We start from the raw sequence: 18454 nt of genomic DNA, 5'->3' as shown, positions 1-18454 counted from the left end.
GCCGGGGCGGAGGGCAACGACGGCCGCGCGGCGGTGGGGGCGCCGACGGGGCCGTACGCCCGGCGGTGGGACCGTCGGGCGGGACCGGCGGTGGGTCAGCCGCCGAAGCCGGAGTCGGCGGGCAGCGAGATGTCGGGCTTCTCCAGCTCCTCGACGTTGACGTCCTTGAAGGTCATCACCCGGACGTTCTTCACGAACCGGGCGGGGCGGTACATGTCCCACACCCAGGCGTCGTGCATCTCGACCTCGAAGTAGACCTCACCGTCGGAGTTGCGCACGTGCAGGTCGACCTGGTTGGCCAGGTAGAACCGGCGCTCCGTCTCCACCACGTAGGAGAACTGGCGGACAATGTCGCGGTACTCCCGGTAGAGCTGGAGCTCCATCTCGGTCTCGTACTTCTCGAGGTCTTCCGCGCTCATCGCACTCCGCCTTCCATGACCACATCTTCCCCCACCGACGCCGGAGGCCGAGGCTGCTCGCCCAACGCCACGCCGACGGTACCCCCTGGCGGGCAGGAGCGCTCCATCGGCTCGTCCCGCCTCGCATCCGCCGGCCGGCGCGCGCGGGGCGGGGCGCCGTCGCGACCGGACACCGCCGCCACGTTGACGTACGAGAACCGGTGCTCCCGGCACGGCCCCCGCTCCCGCAGCGCCGCGGTGTGCTCCGCGGTGATGTAACCCTTGTGTTCGGCGAACCCGTAGCCCGGGAACGCCCCGTCCAACTCGACCATCATCCGGTCCCGGGTGACCTTGGCCAGCACGCTCGCCGCCGCCACGCAGGCCGCCACCCGGTCGCCCTTCCACACGGCCAGCCCCGGCACGTCGAGGCCGTCCACCCCGAAGCCGTCGGTCAGCACGTAGTCGGGCCGGGTCGTCAGCGACGCCAGCGCGCGGCGCATCGCGGCCAGGTTGCACACGTGCAGGCCCCGCTCGTCGACCTCCTCGGCGGGAACGACCACCACGGCGTACGCGAGCGCGCGGGTCACGACCTCGTCGTGGATGCGCTCCCGGCTCGCGGGGGTGAGCAGCTTGGAGTCGGCCAGCCCGTCGATCTCGCCGCGCCGCCCCTCGGGCAGGATCGCGGCGGCGGCGACCAGCGGCCCGGCGCAGGCGCCGCGACCCGCCTCGTCCGCCCCGGCGACGTGCCGAAAGCCGCGCCGCTGCAACGCGCGCTCCAGCGCGTAGAGCCCGCCCTCGCGGCGCACCACGGTGCGCGGGGGCGTCAGCACGGCGCGTCCTCGTGGCCGTCGAAGCCCTCCTGGCGCCCGCCCACCCCGACCGTCGGCGACGCCGGGGCGGCCAGCGACCGGGCCAGCACCGCCGACAGGTCCGGCGGGTAGTACCGCTCCCCGCTGGCGACCAGCTCGTCCGGGGGCCACCACCGGTGCGCGGCGACGCTGGCCCGCTCGACGTCGTTGAAGCCGGCGGTGTCGACCTCGTGGCCCGTCACCCGCACCAGGAAGAACTCCTGTTCCTGCCGGTACCACACGCCGCCGAAGGGGAACTCCGCCACGTCGCGGTGCACGGGCGCCCCGAACGCCGTCGCCGGCAGCCGCAGCCCGGTCTCCTCGGCCAGCTCCCGCGCCGCGCACTCGGGGTAGGTCTCCCCCTCGTCCAGGCCGCCGCCGGGGGTGAACCACCAGCGCCCGTGCTCGGGGCGGGCCGGGTCGGAGCCACAGAAGAGCAGCACCCGACCCGCCGCGTCGACGAGCAGGACGCGCGCCGCGCGCCGAGGGGTGTAGACGGTCACCGCACCAGCCTGCCAGACGCCGCCGACAACGCCCACGCCCGGCGGCCCCTATGGTTCGGGGATGGCCTCGTACGACTCGGGCACGCTCAGCCAGGTGGCCCGGCCGACGGGCCAGAAGACGGTGAAGGCCCGCCCCACGACCTCGCCCTCGGGGATCGTGGCGACGGTGATGTCCTGACCGGACTGCTGCCAGTGCTCCAGCGAGTCGCCCGAGGCCTCGCGGTGGTCGCCCATCACCCAGAGCCGGCCCTTCGGGACGGTGATGTCGAACTCCTCGGCGGTCTTGTCGCCGGGATAGATGTAGGGCTCGTCCAGCGACTTGCCGTTGATCACCAGCCGGTCCTGCGCGTCGCAGCAGACCACGTGGTCGCCGCCGACGCCGATGACGCGCTTGATGAAGTCCTCGCCGTCGGGGTTGGCGCTCCACTCCAGGGGGGCCTTGAAGACGATCACCTCGCCCCGGTGCGGGGACCGGAAGTCGTAGACCAGCTTGTTGACCAGCACCCGATCGTCGATCTGGAGGGTGTTCTCCATCGACGGGGAGGGGATGAAGAAGGTCTGCAGCACGAAGGCACGCACCAGCACCGCGACCAGGATCGCCACACCCAGGAGGATGGGCAGCTCCTTCCAGAAGGAACTGCGCGGCTTGTCGGTCTGCTCGTCAATCACGGCACGAGCCTACGTTGCCCGGCCGGACGCCACCGTCCGGAACGCGCGAGAACGGCGAGCGCGGCAGCGGTCGGGGCCAACAGCACCAGATCGCCGTCCGGCGTGGGGCGGACCGGGGGCGGGGCGCCGGTGGAGGCGGCCGGCGGGTCGGCGACGTCGTCGAAGGTCGCGGGCACTGACAGGCCGCTCCACCGCGACGACGGCCAGACCACCGTGAACGCCCGGCCCACCACGTTCTCGATCGGCACCGGCCCCTGGCAGCGGGCGTCCTGGGAGACCATCCGGTGGTCGCCCATCACGAAGATCTGCCCGGGCGGGACCACGACCTCCTCGAAGCGCCGGGAGCGGCACTCGCGGGGGTTGGGCGGGATGTCGAGCGGCGAGTCCCGCAGGACGTACGACGACTCGTCGAGCGGGGTGCCGTTGACCAGCACCCGCCCCTCGGCGTCGCAGCACTTCACCCGGTCGCCGGGCAGGCCGATGACCCGCTTGATGAAGTCCTTCTCGCCGGGGCGGCTGACGCCGACCAGGTCGCCGACGGTCCGGCTGAGCTTGCTCGCGAACCCGGGCTCGGGCTCCTCGTCGACCTGCGGGGCCCAGCGCTCGGTGCCCCGGAAGACGACGACCTCGCCCCGCACCGGGTCACGTACGTCGTAGACGACCTTGTTGACCAGGACCCGGTCGCCGACGAGGAGGGTGTCCTCCATCGAGCCGGAGGGGATGAAGAACGCCTGGAGCAGGAAGGTGCGGATCAGCACCGCAAGGCAGAACGCGACGACGAGCAGCAGCGGCAGCTCCTGCCAGAGGGGCATCTGTCGACGGGGCCGGCGGGCCCGACGTCGCCACGGGTCGACGGCGCCGTCCTCGTCACGTGTCTGCACCACGCCACTCTCCGGTCAGCAGAAATGACACTACCGCCCGGGAACCCCGTCGGGGCTCCCCGGGCGGTAGTGGCCGTCGCTCCGCCGTGGTGGCGGGACGTCGCCCGGCTGCGCCCGTAGCGACCAGGGTAGTGCGGTCCGGTCGGTACGACATACGCGCAGCTCGGGCGGCGTGGCGAGCGCGAGGGTCAGCTGGGCTGCTTCTCGCGCTTCTCCTTGATCTTGGCCTTCTTGCCGCGCAGCTCGCGCAGGTAGTAGAGCTTGGCCCGGCGCACGTCACCGCGGGTCACGACCTCGATCCGGTCGATCGCCGGGCTGTTGATCGGGTAGGTGCGCTCGACACCGACACCGAAGCTGATCTTGCGGACCGAGAAGGTCTCGCGCAGACCGTCACCCTGGCGGCGGATGACGACGCCCTGGAAGATCTGGACACGGGACCGGTTGCCCTCGACGACCCGGGCGTGCACCTTGACGGTGTCACCGGCACGGAAGTCGGGGAGGTCGGTGCGCTTCGACTGGGCGTCAAGGGCGTCCAGGATGTTCATCGCTGCGTCCTCGTGAGGCTCACGGCGCACCGTCAATCGGTGCGCGGGTGGGTGATTCTGATCCCCGGGTGGTGGTCGGTGACCCGACCCCGGTCGAGGATCCTCGCAGCCGGCCGCGGCGCGGCCGGTTGCGGCAACCCCCCTACTTTGCCACATCCCCCGGCGGCACCTGAAATCCGGCCCGGTCCAGCGCGGCGACGTCCCGCTTGTCGAGCCGGTCCGGGTCCAGCGCCGCGAGCATGTCGGGCCGGCGGTCCGCGGTGCGGGTCAGCGCCTCGTCGCGCCGCCAGCGGGCGATCCTGCCGTGGTCACCGGAGCGGAGCACCTCCGGCACCTCCAGCCCGCGCCAGGTCGCCGGCTTCGTGTACATGGGGGCCTCCAGCAGCCCGTGGGCGTGCGACTCCTCGGCCAGCGAGCCCGCGTTGCCGAGCACGCCGGGCAGCAGCCGGGTGACCGCCTCCAGGATCACCAGCACGGCCACCTCCCCGCCGAAGAGGACGTAGTCGCCGAGGGAGACCTCGGTCACCGGCATCCGGGTGGCGGCGTGGTCGAGCACCCGCTGGTCGATGCCCTCGTACCGGCCGCAGGCGAAGAGCAGGTGCGGCTCGGCGGCCAGCTCGTGCGCCATCGCCTGGGTGAAGGGGGCGCCGGTCGGCGCCGGCACCACCAGCCTGGGCGCGGTCACCTCCGCCGGGGCGAGGGCGTCGAGCGCCTCGCCCCACGGCTCCGGCCGCATCACCATGCCGGGCCCGCCGCCGTAGGGCGTGTCGTCGACCGTGCGGTGCACGTCGTGGGTCCAGATCCGCAGATCGTGTACGGCCAGCCGCAGCGTGCCGTTCGCCCGCGCCCTGCCGATCAGCGACAGGTCGAGCGGGGCGAAGTACTCCGGAAAGATCGACACGATGTCGACGCGCATGCGGGGGTGCTCCAGCGGTTCTACAGATCGAGCAGACCGGCCGGCGGGTCGACGACGACGCGACCGCCGGCGAGGTCAACCTCGGGGACGATCGCCTTGACGAACGGGATGAGCGCCGTGCCGCCCTCGGGGCGGCGCAGCACCAGCAGGTCGGAGGAGGGGGCGTGCTCGATCCGGGCCACCTCGCCCAGCCGGTCGCCGCCGGGGTTGACCACGGCCAGCCCGACGAGCTGGTGGTCGTGGAACTCCTCCGGGTCCTCCGGCGCGTCGACCTCGCCGCTGTCGACCCCGATCAGCGTGCCGCGCAGCGCCTCGGCGACGTCCCGGTCGAGAATGCCCTCGAACGCGACCAGCATCCGCCCCTGGTGCCAGCGGGCGGACTCCACGACCAGTTCGGCGGGCACCCGGAAGGCCTCCCCGCGCTCGGACGCGGCCGGCGGCGGGACCGCCCCGGGCTCGGTGCGCAGCACCTTCCCCGGGGCGAACCGCGCTTCGGGCTCGTCGGTCCGCACCTCCACGGTGACCTCACCGCGGATGCCGTGCGGCTTACCGATCCTGCCGACGATGAGCAGCATCAGTACGAGTCGACGATGTCGACGCGCACACCGCGCCCGCCGATGGAGCCGATCACCTGGCGCAGCGCCTTGGCGGTCCGCCCGGACCGCCCGATCACCGTGCCGAGGTCCTCCGGGTGCACGCGGACTTCCAGCCGCTTGCCCCGACGGGAGTCGACCATCCGGACGCGTACGTCATCGGGGTGGTCGACGATGCCCTTGACCAGGTGCTCCAAGGCCGGACGCAGAGGCATGTCAGGCCTGCTCACCGGCGTCGGCAGCGGCAGCCGGGGCCTCGGCCGGAGCCTCGGTCTTCGGCGCCTCGGCCGGAGCCTCCGCCTTGGCGGCCTTCTTGGCCGGCTTGGCCGGGGTCTCGGCCAGCCCGGCGGCGGCCTTCGCCTCGGCCTCGTACGCCGCGGTGCGGTCGACCCGCTCCGGGGCGACCTTCAGCGGCGGCGGGGCCGGCAGGCCCTTGAACTTCTGCCAGTCACCGGTCAGCTCCAGCAGCCGCTGCACCGCCTCGCTCGGCTGGGCGCCGACGGACAGCCAGTACTGGACCCGCTCCGACTTGACCTCGATCACCGAAGGGTCTTCCTTCGGCTGGTAGACCCCGACGAACTCGATCGCCCGGCCGTCGCGCTTGGTGCGCGAGTCGGCGATGACGATGCGGTACTGCGGGTTGCGGATCTTGCCCATCCGCAGGAGCCGGATCTTTACGGCCACAGTTGTTTCGCTCCTGTTGCGATCTCACCTGCCCGAACGGGCGGTGCACGGGTGAGTGTCGACCGGCACAGTGGGGTTGGGCCGGAGACTGCTCGGTGGACTGGCGACGTGCCCGGGTTAGAGGGCGCCGGACGCGCGCCGGATACCAGCCAGCCATTCTGCCAGATCCGGCCCGGATCTCTCACACCGGACCGCCCCCGGTCACCCGCGCGGCGGCGGAAGTGACCGAAAGCACAGTCGCCCGCCGGCTGCGGGCGGGCGCGGGATCAGCGCACCGGGGGGCGGTCCCAGCCCGGCGGCAACTCGTCGGGGACCAGCCAGTCGGGCGGCGGGGTGAAGTCGCACCAGGTGCCGTCGAACGGGAACTCCCCCGCCTCGGCCAGCGCGATCACCCGCTTGCCCTCGGCCCGCACCGCGTCCGGGTCGGGCACCCAGTAGTGGTCGGGGAAGGCCAGCCGCTCGGCGAACTCCTCCTCGTCCTTCCACTCCCAGCTGCGGTCCGGGCGGACCAGCACGTCGAGGTCCTGGTCCACCATGTCGACGCCGGCGAGCGCGCCGTCGTCCCAGCGCACCCCGGGCTCCTCCAGGTTGACGTACCAGGTGGCGAAACGGTCGTGCGCGTCGCGGAACCACCACACCGAATGGGCGGCTTCGGCGGGCAGGAACTTCAGCACGGACGGGCCGTCCCACCGGCCGGTGGCCAGCCCGTACGACGAGGAGATCCACTCGGTGAACGGCACCGCCCGCATGCCCAGCCCGGCCTCGGTGACCTCGCTCGCGACCGGCGCGTCGCGGGGCACCCAGAGCAGCAGGCCCCGGTCGTCGTCGCTGACCACCCGCGCGGTGCGGGCCCAGCCGATCCGGCCCCGCCGCACGTTGCGGTGCACGATCAGCCGCCCAGGTTCGAATCTCACGCCCCGACCCTACCGGCGCCCGGCGGGCTCCCGCCCCGTCGACCCGCGGGCGCCGAAACGCGCACGGCCGGCCCCGCGAGGCGGGACCGGCCGTGCGGCGTACGGGTCGGTCAGTAGGCGCGGGCCAGGATGGCGACCAGGTCGGGCTCGTCCTCGGAGTCGGGCACCGAGCCGTCGGCGCGCAGCAGGCAGCGCACGGTGACGCCCTGGCCGTTCGCCTCCGCCTCGCCCTGCACGCCGACCGCCGACCACGGCACCATGGCCCAGCCGGTGGCCGCCGCCTCGATCGCCTCGGCGAGGGTCGACACCTCGACGGTGCGGGACTTCCGGTGGGCCAGCGCCTGGTCGTGCAGGGCCCGCTGGTCGGCGTCGAGGGCGGCCAGCACGGCGGTCACCACGTCGGCCACCGGCGTCGGGGACTTCGAGCCGTCGGTGCGCCGGACCACGACCGCGTTGCCGGCGGCCAGGTCGCGGGGGCCGACCTCGACGCGTACGGGATAGCCGCGCAGCTCGGCGTCGACGGCCCGGCGGCCGAACGGGGTGTCGGTGCGGTCGTCGAGCGCGACCCGGACCCCGGCGTCGCGCAGCGCGTCGGAGAGCTTTTTCGCGGCCTCACCGACGCCCTCGCCGTCCTTGACCACCATGACGTACGCCTGCACGGGCGCCAGCTTCGGCGGCACGCGCAGCCCGTTGTCGTCGCCGTGGCACATGATCAGGCCACCGAGCATGCGGGTGGAGGTGCCCCAGGAGGTCGTCCAGGCGTGTTCCCGGCCGCCCTCGGCGGAGGAGTAGCTGATGTCGAAGGCCTTGGCGAAGTTCTGCCCCAGCTCGTGGCTCGTGCCGAGCTGGAGGGCCTTGCCGTCACCCATCATGCCTTCGCAGGTGTAGGTGGCGGTGGCCCCGGCGAAGCGCTCCCGGGCCGTCTTCAGGCCGACGACCACCGGGATGCCGAGCACGTTGACCATCAGGTCCTCGTACGCCTCGTGCAGGATCCGGCGCGCGTAGGCGCGGGCGTCGGACCGGGTGGCGTGCGCGGTGTGCCCCTCCTGCCAGAGGAACTCGCTGGTGCGCAGGAAGATCCGGGGGCGCAGCTCCCAGCGGACCACGTTGGCCCACTGGTTGAGCAGCAGCGGCAGGTCCCGGTAGGAGTCGATCCACTTGGCCATGAACTCGCCGATGACGGTCTCGCTGGTGGGGCGCACCACCACCGGCTCGGCGAGCTGCTTGCCGCCGCCGTGGGTGACGACCGCGAGTTCCGGCGAGAAGCCCTCGACGTGCTCCGCCTCGCGCTTGAGGTAGCTCTCGGGGATGAAGAGCGGGAAGTACGCGTTCTCCGCGCCCGCCGCCTTGATCCGGGCGTCCATCTCGGCCTGCATCCGCTCCCAGATGGCGTAGCCGGCCGGTCGGATGACCATGGTCCCCCGGACCGGGCCGTTGTCGGCCAGCTTCGCCTTGGCGATCAGGTCCTGGTACCAGCGGGGAAAGTCCTCCGCACGGGGAGTGAGCACGCGTGCCATGACCGCACATCCTATGCGTCGGCCGAAGGGACGACGCCATCGGGCGCGACGTCGCCGGTGTCCGCCGTGCCGGCCGGTGTGGCGGGTCGTAGGATTCGACCACCATGGGTGAGGTGAGGGAGGGCACCCGTTCGCGGGAGGCGATCGTCGAGGCAGCCCGGGCGTTGACCATCGCGACTGGCTGGGACGGCGTCCGGATGGGTGCCGTCGCGCGCGCGGCGGGAGTGAGCCGGCAGACGGTCTACAACGAGTTCGGCACCAAGGCGGGGCTGGCCGAGGCGCTCGCCCGGTGGGAGGTCGACCGGTTCGTGGGCGCCGTACGCGCCCTGCTGAACGCGCACGGCGACGACGTACGGGCCGCCGCGCACGCCACCATCTCGCACACCCTCGCGGAGGCGGCCAACGACCCGCTGATCAAGGCCGTGCTGACCAGCACCCGGGGCGGCTCGGACGAGCTGCTGCCCTACCTCACCACCCGGTCGGAGCTGGTCCTGACCGAGGCCACCGAGGTGCTGCTGGAGTGGGCCGACCGCGTGCTGCCGGGCGCCGACCGGGACGCGGTCGCCTTCGCCACGGACTCGGTCGTCCGGTTGGTGATCAGCCACATCGTCCTGCCCGGCGCCCCCGTCGCGCAGACGGCCGCCGCCCTCGCCGACCTGGCGGTGTTCCTGCTCGTGCACGCGGTCACCCGGGGCGACGGGACCGGCTGACCGGCCGTCGGGGTCAGCGCACGACGCGGCCGCGCAGCACGATGCGGGCGGGGCTGCGTACGGCACGCAGGTCGGCGCGCGGATCCTCGGCGTAGACGACGAGGTCCGCCAGGCCGCCCTCGACCAGCCCGGGGAAGCCGAGCCACTCGCGGGCCCGCCAGGACGCGGCGGCGAGCACCTCCGTGGTGGACATGCCGGCCTGCTCGTGCAGCAGCAGCATCTCCTCCGCGGCGAGGCCGTGGTCGATGCCGCCGCCGGCGTCGGTGCCCACGTAGATCGGCACGCCGGCCTCGTGCGCCGAACGGACCACCTCGGGGAAGCGGTCGCGCAGGGCGAGCATGTGCTCGGCGTAGCCGGGGAACTTCTCCCGGGCCTGCTCGGCGATCCCGCCGAACGTCCGGATGTTGATCATCGTGGGGACCAGGGCGGTGCCCCGGCGGGCCATCTCGTCGATCAGGTCCAGGCTCAGGCCCGTGCCGTGCTCCACCGAGTCCACCCCGGCGCGCACCATGATCTCCACGGCCGACTCGGAGAAGGTGTGCACGGCGGCGCGTACCCCGGCGGCGTGCGCGGCCTGGACGGCGGCCGTCATGGTGTCGGCGTCCCACGCCGGGGCCAGGTCGCCGACCCCCCGGTCGATCCAGTCGCCGACCAGCTTCACCCAGCCGTTGCCGGCGCGCGCCTGCGCGGTCACCGTCGCCGCCACCTCCGCCGCCCCCACCTCGACGCCGATGTCGCGCAGGTAGCGCTTCGGCGGCGCGACGTGCCGGCCGGCGCGGGCCAGCCGCGGCAGGTCGGGCTCGTCGTCGAGTTCGGGGTACGGGTACGGCGACCCGGCGTCGCGGATGGCGAGGACCCCGGCGTCGCGATCGACGCGGGCCAGCTCGCGGGCCTGGTCGAGCGAGGTGACCGGGGCGCCGCCGCGGGCGATGCCGATGTGGCAGTGCGCGTCGATCAGGCCGGGCAGCACGAACCCGCCGTCGGCGATCGTCTCCGCGCCGGGGACCGGGGTGAAGGTGACCCGGTCGCCGACCAGCCACAGGTCACGGACCTCGTCGTCGGGCAGCACCACGCCGCGTACGTGCCAGGCCATACGTCCTCCGTCTGCGCGCAAAGGGGGGGTCCGCCCGCCATTCTTCCCGGTCGGCACGGGCCGGGGACGCCCGGGTGCAGCGGATGCGCCGGTCCGCCGGCCGCGCCCGGCCCCACCCGGCACGGCGCCCCCCGACTCCGCTGCGTAGTCCTCTCACCACCAGGTGACACGAACGGTTGATTGACAGATTTCTTTATTTACGCATGTCTTGATGAAGAGATCCTTCGTCACCAGGATGCTCCCAGGCGCCCGGACACGGGCGTCCACAGTGTCGCCTCACCTCAAAAGGAGCGTCGGGACAGTGTCACCACGACGATGGCGAATGGCCGCGGTCGGCCTGGCGGTCGGCCTCACCCTGCCGATCGGCGCCGCGGCGCCGGCCGCCGCCGCACCGGACTCCGCCGACACGAAGGTCAGGGCGGTGGCCGCGAAGGTCGACAGGAAGGTCACCACCCGGCTCGCCCACGAGAGCAGGGCCAGCTACTGGGTCTTCCTGGACAGCAAGGCCGACCTGTCCGGCGCGGCCAGCCTGCGCGGCAAGACGGAGAAGGCCGCTCACGTGCACCGCACCAAGACCGCCCACGCCGAGCGCAGCCAGGCCGGCCTGCGCGCCATGCTGACCCGCAAGGGCGCGGAGTTCACCCCGTTCTGGCTGGTCAACGCCATCAGGGTGACCGGCGACGCCGAGTTGCTCGGAGACCTCGCCGTACGCACCGACGTCGCCGAGATCCTCGCCGACGACCCGGTCGAGATCCCGAAGCCGCTGCCCGGCGAGACCGTCCCCACCACCAACGCCACCGAGTGGAACATCGACCGGATCAACGCGCCGCGGGTCTGGAACGAGCTGAACGTGCGCGGCGAGGGCATCGTGGTCGCCAACATCGACAGCGGCGTCGACGTCACCCACCCCGCCGTGGCGGCCAGCTACCGGGGACGCAACGGTGACGGCACCCTCGACCACAACTACAACTGGTTCGACCCGGCCGACGTCTGCCCCACCGACGCCCCGTGCGACAACAACAACCACGGCACGCACACCATGGGCACGATGGTCGGCTCGGACGGCGCCAACGTGATCGGCGTGGCCCCGGGCGCCCGGTGGATCGCCGCCAAGGGCTGCGAGACCAGCGGCTGCTCGCGGGCGTCGCTGCTCGCCTCCGGCCAGTGGATCGTCGCCCCCACCGACCTCAACGGCGCCAACCCGCGCCCCGACCTCGCCCCGGACGTCGTGAACAACTCCTGGGGCTCCAGCGCCTACGACCCGTGGTACACCGAGATCGTCTCGTCGTGGGTGGCCGCCGGCATCTTCCCGGCCTTCTCCAACGGCAACAGCGGCCCGAGCTGCAACACCTCGGGCAGCCCCGGGTCGTACACGATCAGCTACAGCTCCGGCGCGTTCGACGTGAACAACGCGATCGCCAGCTTCTCCAGCCGGGGCACCGGCGAGAACGGCGACATCAAGCCGAACATCGCCGCGCCGGGCGCCAACGTCCGCTCCTCGGTGCCGGGCGGCTACTCGGCGCTCAGCGGCACGTCGATGGCCTCCCCGCACACCGCGGCGACCGTGGCCCTGATGTGGTCGGCCTCGCCGGCCCTGCAGGGTGACGTCGCCGAGACCAAGCGCATCCTCGACGACACCGCGATCGACGTCGACGCGCTCACCTGCGGCGGCACCGTCGACGACAACAACGTCTTCGGCGAGGGCCGGCTCGACGCGTACGCGGCGGTCGACGCCACCCCCCGGGGCGCCCTCGGCGCGCTGGGCGGTCAGGTCACCTCCGGCGGCAACCCGCTGGCCGGGGCGGACGTGACGGTCACCGGCCCGATGACCCGCGTCACCAGCACCGGCGCCGACGGCTCGTACGCGCTCGACCGGCTGATGGTGGGCAGCTACACGGTCTCGGTGAGCAAGTTCGGCTACACCACGGCAACGACCTCGGTGACGATCACCGAGAACCAGACGGCCGACGCGGACGTCGCCCTCGAGGCGGCCCCCTCGGCCACGCTCAGCGGCACGGTGCGCACCTCGAACGGCACGGCCGGCGGCGCCACCGTCGCCGTCCTCGGCACCCCGCTCACCGCCACCGCCGACGCCGACGGCCGCTACCGGGTGACCGTGCCGCACGGCACGTACGACGTCCGCTTCGCGCACACGTACCGCTGCTCGGACGAGGTGACCAGGTCGGCGCAGGTCGGCGCGGACACCGTCCTGGACGTCACCCTGCCCGACCGGGTCGACTCCTTCGGGTACGCCTGCGGCCCGGCCGGCGGCTCGTTCGTCGCCGGCACCCAACTGCTGGAGACGCTGACCGGTGACAACAGGTCCGTCCCCGTCACGCTGCCCTTCCGGGTCCCGCTCTACGGCAACTCCTACCGGCAGGCGTGGGTGAGCACCAACGGCGTGCTCGGCTTCGGCACCTCGTCGACCAGCCGCCTCAACACCGCCCTGCCGAACACCACCAACCCCGACCTCGCGCTCTTCCCGTTCTGGGACGACCTCTACGTGGAGGAGGACTCGGGGGTCTACACGGCCGTCACGGGTGCCGCGCCGCGCCGCACCTTCGTCGTGGAGTGGCGCAACGTGTCGATCTTCGCCGACCGGTCGATGCGGCTGACCTTCAGCGCCGCCATCGGTGAGGACGGCTCGATCACCTACCGGTACGCCGACATCGACGGCGACGGCGCGGAGACCGGCACCGGCGCGACGATCGGCCTGGAGAACGTCGACGGCACCGTCGGCTTCGAGTACTCGTACAACGCCCAGGCGGTCGCCGACGGCACGGCGATCACGTTCCGCACCACCCGCAGCGGGGTGCTCTCCGGTGTGGTCACCGACGCCAACGACGGGCGCCCGGTCGCCGGGGCCACCGTGACCGCCCGGGTGGGCGACGCGACGGCCACCCAGACCACGGAGGCCGACGGCACGTACCTGATCCAGGCCCCCGCCGGCACGGTCGAGTTCACCATCGACAAGCAGCACTACGAGGCGGCGTCGGGCTCCGTGGCGGTGCAGGCCGGCGCGGCCGAGGTCCGTTCGGCGGCGCTGCGCACCGCACGCGTCGGCACCCCGACGAGCGAGCTGACCGTCGTCTCGGGGGCCGAGCAGACCCGGAGCCGACAGATCACCCTCAGCAACACGGGGGTGCTCGGCACCGACGTCACGGTCACCGAGCTGAACTCCGACGGCACGCCGCAGGACGTCAGCTGGCTCGGCCTGTCGGGTGCCACCGTCACCCTGGGCAGCGGCGGCCGGCACACCGTCGGCGTGGCGACCAGCACCGCCGGCCTGGCCCCCGGCAGCTTCCACCAGGCCAAGCTGCGGATCTCCTCGGCCAGCGGGCGCCAGCCCGTGCTGGACGTCCCGGTCACCCTGGTGGTGCCGCGCACCACCCTGGCGATCGACGCCGGCGCGACGTCGGCCCGGGCCGACGTCGAGGGCCAGACCTGGTCGCCGGACCGGGCCTGGACCGCCGGCGGCGCCGGCTACCTCGGCACCTCCAGCCGCCGGACGACCAGCACCCCGATCACCGGCACCAACGACCCGGCCCGCTTCGCCAGCCAGCGGGAGGGAATGTACGAGTACCGCGTCGACGGTCTCGCGGACGGCTACTACACGGTGGAGCTGGACTTCGCCGAGGTGAAGCGGCAGTACCCGGACCGCCGGGTCTTCGACGTGCTGATCGAGGGCCAGGAGGTGCTGCCGTCGCTGGACGTGGCCGGTGAGGTGGGCAGCTACGCCGCGCTGAGCCGGACGTACACGGTGCGGGTGATCGACGGCCAGCTCAACGTGCGGTTCGTGACGCACAAGGGTTACAGCGTGCCGATCGTGAACGCGCTGCGCGTCACCGACCGGCCGGACCTGCTGTCCTGACGGTCGTACGAGAAACGGGGCCCGGCCGGTGACGGCCGGGCCCCGCCCGTGTGTACCGCGGGGCGCTCAGTCCCCGGCGCGGTCGAGCAACCCGGCCCGCCGTGCCGTCAGCGCGGGCAGGTCGACGGAGACCTTCCGGGGCCGCTCGGTGACGAAGAGGTCCTCGGTGTGGGTCACCGCCTCGTACTCGCCGGATCATGTCACCCGCGGTCAGCGACACGCCTCAGCGGGGCCGGCCGTCGCCGCCCTTGCCGAGCTTGTTGAAGTCGATCTTCGGCAGCTTAAAGCCCGGCGGGAGGCCCTGGCCGGCGGCCAGGTCGTTCGGGTCCATGCCCGGCGGGAGCTGCGGCATACCGCCGGGGAAGCCGCCCGGCATCCCGGCGCCCGCCCCGGCGCGCGGCCGGTTGCCGCCCTTGGTGCCCTTGCGCTTGTTCTTCGGCGACTTGGTGGCCTTGCGCCGGCCGCCGCCCGGCAGGCCCATCATGCCGCCCATCTGCTTCATCATCTTCTGCGCCTCGGCGAAGCGGTTGAGCAACTGGTTGACGTCCATCACCGTGACGCCGGAGCCGTTGGCGATGCGGGCCCGGCGCGAGCCGTTGATGATCTTCGGGTTGGTGCGCTCGGCGGGGGTCATCGACCGGATGATCGCGGTGACCCGGTCGAAGTGCTTGTCGTCGACCTCGGCGAGCTGGTCCTTCATCTGCCCCATGCCGGGCATCATGGCCAGCACGTTGGCGATGGGACCCATCCGCCGGACCGCGATGAGCTGGTCGAGGAAGTCCTCCAGGGTGAACTGCTCACCGCCCATCAGCTTGGCGGTCATCTTCTCCTTCTGATCGGTGTCGAAGGCCTGCTCGGCCTGCTCGATCAGAGTGAGGACGTCGCCCATGCCGAGGATCCGGCTGGCCATCCGGTCGGGGTGGAAGACGTCGAAGTCCTCCAGCTTCTCGCCGGTGGAGGCGAAGAGGATCGGCTGCCCGGTGACCTCCCGCACCGACAGCGCGGCGCCACCGCGGGCGTCGCCGTCGAGCTTGGAGAGGACCACGCCGGTGATGCCCACGCCGTCGCGGAACGCCTCGGCGGTGCGTACCGCGTCCTGACCCACCATGGCGTCGATGACGAAGATGACCTCGTCGGGGTCGACGGCGTCGCGGATGTCGGCGGCCTGCTGCATCATCTCGGCGTCGATGCCGAGCCGGCCGGCGGTGTCGACGATGACGATGTCCCGGGCGGCCCGCTTCGCGTGCTCGATCGAGGCGCGGGCCACCTGCACCGGGTCGCCGGTGCCGTTGCCGGGCTCGGGGGCGTACACCTCGACGCCGGCGCGGCCACCGAGCACCTGGAGCTGCCCGACGGCGTTGGGGCGCTGGAGGTCGGCGGCGACCAGCAGCGGCTGGTGCCCCTGGGCCTTGAGCCAGCGGGCCAGCTTGCCGGCGAGGGTGGTCTTGCCGGAACCCTGGAGGCCGGCGAGCATGATCACCGTCGGCGGCTGCTTGGCGAACTGGAGCCGCCGCCCCTCGCCACCGAGGACGTTGATCAGCTCCTCGTTGACGATCTTGATGATCTGCTGCGCCGGGTTGAGCGCCTGGGAGACCTCGGAGCCGCGCGCCCGCTCCTTGACGTTGGCGATGAAGCCCTTGACCACCGGCAGCGCGACGTCCGCCTCCAGCAGCGCGAGGCGGATCTCGCGCGCGGTGGCGTCGATGTCGGCGTCGGTGAGCCGACCCTTGCCGCGGAGCTTGGTGAAGATCCCGGACAGGCGGTCACTCAAGGTGTCAAACACGCGAACATCCCGTTTGTCAGTGTTCCGGCAGGCACATCGGCGACCGGGCGAGGTGTCCGGCCACCGCTAGGGTAGCCGGCCGGCCGCACGGCCGCTCCGGGCCGGGCACAGCCGGGGCGACCGGCGCGGGCCACGGCGCACACCGGCCCGGACGCCGGGCGGACTCCCCCGGAGCCCGGCCCCCTCCTCACACCGCCGCCAGCACCGCGACCTCCAGCCGGGCCCGGTCCGCCTCGGCCGGCCAGCCGCCGACGAGGTAGAAGGCGTCGACGACGTCGCCGCCGAGGGTGGAGATGCGGGCCGCGCGCACCTGGGCGCCGGCCTCGTCGAGGGCGCAGGTCACCCGGTAGAGCAGGCCGGCCGCGTCGGCGGCCCGCAGCTCCAGCAGCACGGCGTCGGTGGCCGCCTCCCGGTGCCAGACCACCCGTGGCGCGGCCCCGCCGGCCCGCGCCGCCAGGGCCCGGCCGCGCAGCCGCTGGGTGACCGAGACGTCGCCGTTCACCGCGCGGCGCAGGTCGGCGCCGAGGGCGATCGGGTCGGGCGCGAGCCCGTAGCGGGGCTGCACCCGGCACTCGACCAGGGCCCGGCCGTCGACGGTCGAGGCGTCGGCGGAGAGCACCTCCAGCCGGTGCAGCGCCAGGCAGCCGGCCACCGTCGCGAGCAGGCCGCGCCGGTCCGCCGCGGCCACCGCCACCCGGTCGGCCGTCAGGTGTACGACCGGCAGGGGCCCCGCCAGCAGCGCCGGGTCGGGGGCGGGCGGGGCGGGCAGCACGCCGGTGTCCAGCGCGGTCCGCACCCGGGCGACCAGCTCGGCGACCAGCCGGCCCTTCCACTGCGACCAGGCGGCCGGCCCGGTGGCGGCGGCGTCGGCACGCACCAGGGCGTGCAGCAGGTCCAGCGTGGCCGGGTCGCCGACCCGTTCGGCCACGCCCGCGATGGTGACCGGGTCGGCGAGGTCCCGCCGGGTGGCCACGTCGGGCAGGAGCAGGTGCAGCCGGACCAGCGTGCCGATCAGCGCCACCTCCGGGGCGGGCAGGCCGATCCGGGCGGCCACCGCCTCGGCCAGTGGCGCCCCGACGGTGCTGTGGTCGCCCGGGAGCCCCTTGCCGACGTCGTGCAGGAGGCCGCCGAGCAGCAGCAGGTCGGGGCGGTCCACCTCGCGGGTGTGCCGGCTGGCCTCGTACGCGGTCTGCACGAGGTGCCGGTCGAGGGTGAACCGGTGCACGGGGTTGTGCTGCGGGAGGCTGCGCAGCCGCGTCCACTCGGGCAGCCAGCCCTCGATCAGCCCGTACCGGTCGCAGGTCTCCCAGGCCGGCACCAGGCCGGGACCGGCACCGAGCAGGGTGACCAGCGCGGCCCGGGCCTCGGCCGGCCACGGCGCCGGCAGCGGCGGGCAGTACGCGGCCAGCCACTCGCAGGTGGCCCGCGCGATGGGCAGCCGGGTGACGGCCGCGGCGGCGGCGACCCGCAGCGACAGGCTCGGGTCGGGGCGCGCTCCGATCGCCGTGCGGGCCAGCACCAGCTCGCCGTCGTGCTCGACGACGTCCCGGGCGACCGGTCGGCGCAGCGGCCGCCCGTCGGCGCCCCGGCGGCGACCCGAGCGCAGCCGGTCGGCGGCGCGGAAGGCGTCGTCGAGGGCGTGGCTGACGGTCCGGGCGTCCCCGGCGACCCGGCGCAGCAGCGCGTCGCCGTCCCCGACGGCCCGGGCCCCACGCGGAGCGTCGGACGTGTCCGGCCGCGCGGGGTCCGACGGCGGAAGGTGCCGCAGGCCGAGCAGCGCGGCCACCCCGTCGCGCTCCTGCGCGACCAGGCGGTCGACCCGGCGGCCGACCTGCCGGTGCAGCGCGTCGCGGGTGTCCAGCAGCCGCAGGTGCGCGGCGCGGACGGCGGGGCGCAGCGCGTCGGTGATCCCGGCGGTGGCGACCGCCCGCAGGATGCCCACGTCACGCAGCCCGCCGGCCGCCTCCTTCAGGTCGCCCTCCAACAGGAACGCCAGCTCGCCGTGGGCCGCCCAGCGGGCGGCGGTGATCTCCCGCAGCGCCGGAAGCTGCCGCACGGCGGTCCGCCGCCAGTGGTCGACGGCGGTCCGGACGAGGGTGTCCGCCAGCGCGGCGTCCCCGGCGACCAGCCGCGCGTCGAGCAGCCCGAGGGCCACCTTCACGTCGTCCTGGGCGACGGAGAGCGCCTCGGCGACGGTCCGGACGGAGTGGTCCAGCCGCAGTCCGGCGTCCCACACCGGATACCAGACGGAGGCGGCCAGCTCGTCCACGCCGGGCACCCCGGCGTGCAGCAGGACGAGGTCGAGGTCGCCGTACGGCGCGCACTGCCGGCGGCCCAGCCCGCCGACGGCGATCAGCGCCACCCCGGGCCGCCGGGGCAGCAGCCCGCGCAACCACCGGTCGTACGCGTCGGCCCGCGCCGCCCGCGCCGCCTCCCCGACGCCGACGACCTCGTCGACCAGGAGTCCGGCGCCGCCGGTGTGTGCCGACGCGTCCTTCCTGGTCGACGAGGTCATGTCGGTCGGTGCCC

At 73.6% G+C, this 18454-nt stretch carries 16 protein-coding genes and 1 pseudogene; 2 read left to right on the top strand and 15 right to left on the bottom strand.

Annotated features, from left to right (window positions below; all coding sequences use genetic code 11):
* Positions 1-95: 95 nt before the first annotated feature.
* From AC5L34_RS11315 to proS, 12 genes and pseudogenes are all read right to left on the bottom strand, one after another.
* Complete coding sequence (locus AC5L34_RS11315; RefSeq protein ID WP_007075222.1) at positions 96-419, bottom strand: DUF2469 domain-containing protein; 324 nt, start codon at positions 417-419, stop codon at positions 96-98.
* Complete coding sequence (locus tag AC5L34_RS11310; RefSeq protein ID WP_441175362.1) at positions 416-1228, bottom strand: ribonuclease HII; 813 nt, start codon at positions 1226-1228, stop codon at positions 416-418. Before AC5L34_RS11310 ends, AC5L34_RS11315 begins: the two co-directional genes overlap by 4 nt.
* Positions 1222-1749 carry an NUDIX hydrolase gene (locus AC5L34_RS11305; protein ID WP_494824779.1) on the bottom strand — a complete coding sequence of 176 codons (528 nt, stop codon included), beginning with the start codon at positions 1747-1749 and terminating at the stop codon, positions 1222-1224. Before AC5L34_RS11305 ends, AC5L34_RS11310 begins: the two co-directional genes overlap by 7 nt.
* Positions 1750-1797: 48 nt before the next feature.
* A complete protein-coding gene (gene lepB / locus AC5L34_RS11300) occupies positions 1798-2418 on the bottom strand; it encodes a signal peptidase I (RefSeq protein ID WP_363903405.1) in 621 nt (206 codons plus the stop codon).
* A 9-nt stretch (positions 2419-2427) separates the two neighbouring features.
* Positions 2428-3302 (bottom strand): annotated as a pseudogene (gene lepB / locus AC5L34_RS11295) (signal peptidase I).
* A 185-nt stretch (positions 3303-3487) separates the two neighbouring features.
* A complete protein-coding gene (gene rplS, locus AC5L34_RS11290) occupies positions 3488-3844 on the bottom strand; it encodes a 50S ribosomal protein L19 (protein ID WP_089001547.1) in 357 nt (118 codons plus the stop codon).
* Positions 3845-3986: 142 nt separating this feature from the next.
* Positions 3987-4760, bottom strand: coding sequence for a tRNA (guanosine(37)-N1)-methyltransferase TrmD (trmD, locus tag AC5L34_RS11285; protein WP_441175364.1), 774 nt, complete (start codon positions 4758-4760; stop codon positions 3987-3989).
* A gap of 20 nt (positions 4761-4780) precedes the next feature.
* Entirely contained in the window at positions 4781-5332 is a 552-nt protein-coding gene (rimM, locus tag AC5L34_RS11280; RefSeq protein WP_441175492.1) for a ribosome maturation factor RimM, read from the bottom strand.
* Positions 5333-5334: 2 nt separating this feature from the next.
* Entirely contained in the window at positions 5335-5595 is a 261-nt protein-coding gene (locus AC5L34_RS11275; protein ID WP_172862164.1) for an RNA-binding protein, read from the bottom strand.
* Positions 5570-6037, bottom strand: a complete 468-nt coding sequence (rpsP, locus tag AC5L34_RS11270) for a 30S ribosomal protein S16 (protein WP_357719697.1) — start codon at positions 6035-6037, stop codon at positions 5570-5572. The genes AC5L34_RS11275 and rpsP overlap by 26 nt, the downstream gene beginning before the upstream one ends.
* Before the next feature lie 266 nt (positions 6038-6303).
* The gene (locus tag AC5L34_RS11265) at positions 6304-6951 is read right to left on the bottom strand and encodes a ribonuclease FAU-1 family protein (RefSeq protein WP_494824776.1); all 648 of its coding nucleotides are present in this window, start codon (positions 6949-6951) and stop codon (positions 6304-6306) included.
* Positions 6952-7061: 110 nt separating this feature from the next.
* On the bottom strand, positions 7062-8468 hold the full coding sequence (gene proS / locus AC5L34_RS11260; RefSeq protein WP_494824774.1) for a proline--tRNA ligase: 1407 nt from the start codon (positions 8466-8468) through the stop codon (positions 7062-7064).
* A gap of 104 nt (positions 8469-8572) precedes the next feature.
* On the opposite strand from proS, the gene AC5L34_RS11255 reads away from it, so the two are divergent.
* Positions 8573-9178 (top strand): TetR/AcrR family transcriptional regulator, encoded by a 606-nt coding sequence (locus AC5L34_RS11255; protein ID WP_363903394.1) that lies wholly within the window; start codon positions 8573-8575, stop codon positions 9176-9178.
* Between the two features lie 13 nt (positions 9179-9191).
* Here the strand turns inward: AC5L34_RS11255 and AC5L34_RS11250 are convergent, their stop codons facing one another.
* The gene (locus AC5L34_RS11250; RefSeq protein ID WP_441175367.1) at positions 9192-10271 is read right to left on the bottom strand and encodes an amidohydrolase family protein; all 1080 of its coding nucleotides are present in this window, start codon (positions 10269-10271) and stop codon (positions 9192-9194) included.
* 322 nt (positions 10272-10593) lie between these two features.
* On the opposite strand from AC5L34_RS11250, the gene AC5L34_RS11245 reads away from it, so the two are divergent.
* The gene (locus tag AC5L34_RS11245) at positions 10594-14142 is read left to right on the top strand and encodes a S8 family serine peptidase (RefSeq protein WP_494824772.1); all 3549 of its coding nucleotides are present in this window, start codon (positions 10594-10596) and stop codon (positions 14140-14142) included.
* A gap of 223 nt (positions 14143-14365) precedes the next feature.
* Here the strand turns inward: AC5L34_RS11245 and ffh are convergent, their stop codons facing one another.
* Together ffh and AC5L34_RS11235 are read right to left on the bottom strand one after the other, a co-directional pair.
* Positions 14366-15925 carry a signal recognition particle protein gene (gene ffh / locus AC5L34_RS11240; RefSeq protein ID WP_441175369.1) on the bottom strand — a complete coding sequence of 520 codons (1560 nt, stop codon included), beginning with the start codon at positions 15923-15925 and terminating at the stop codon, positions 14366-14368.
* Positions 15926-16112: 187 nt separating this feature from the next.
* Positions 16113-18440, bottom strand: a complete 2328-nt coding sequence (locus AC5L34_RS11235) for a [protein-PII] uridylyltransferase (protein ID WP_494824770.1) — start codon at positions 18438-18440, stop codon at positions 16113-16115.
* Positions 18441-18454 lie beyond the last annotated feature (14 nt).

This window comes from Micromonospora sp. ZG13 (assembly GCF_059359355.1).
Note: the sequence above shows the minus strand (reverse complement) of the source record. Positions and strands in the feature narration are given on the sequence as shown.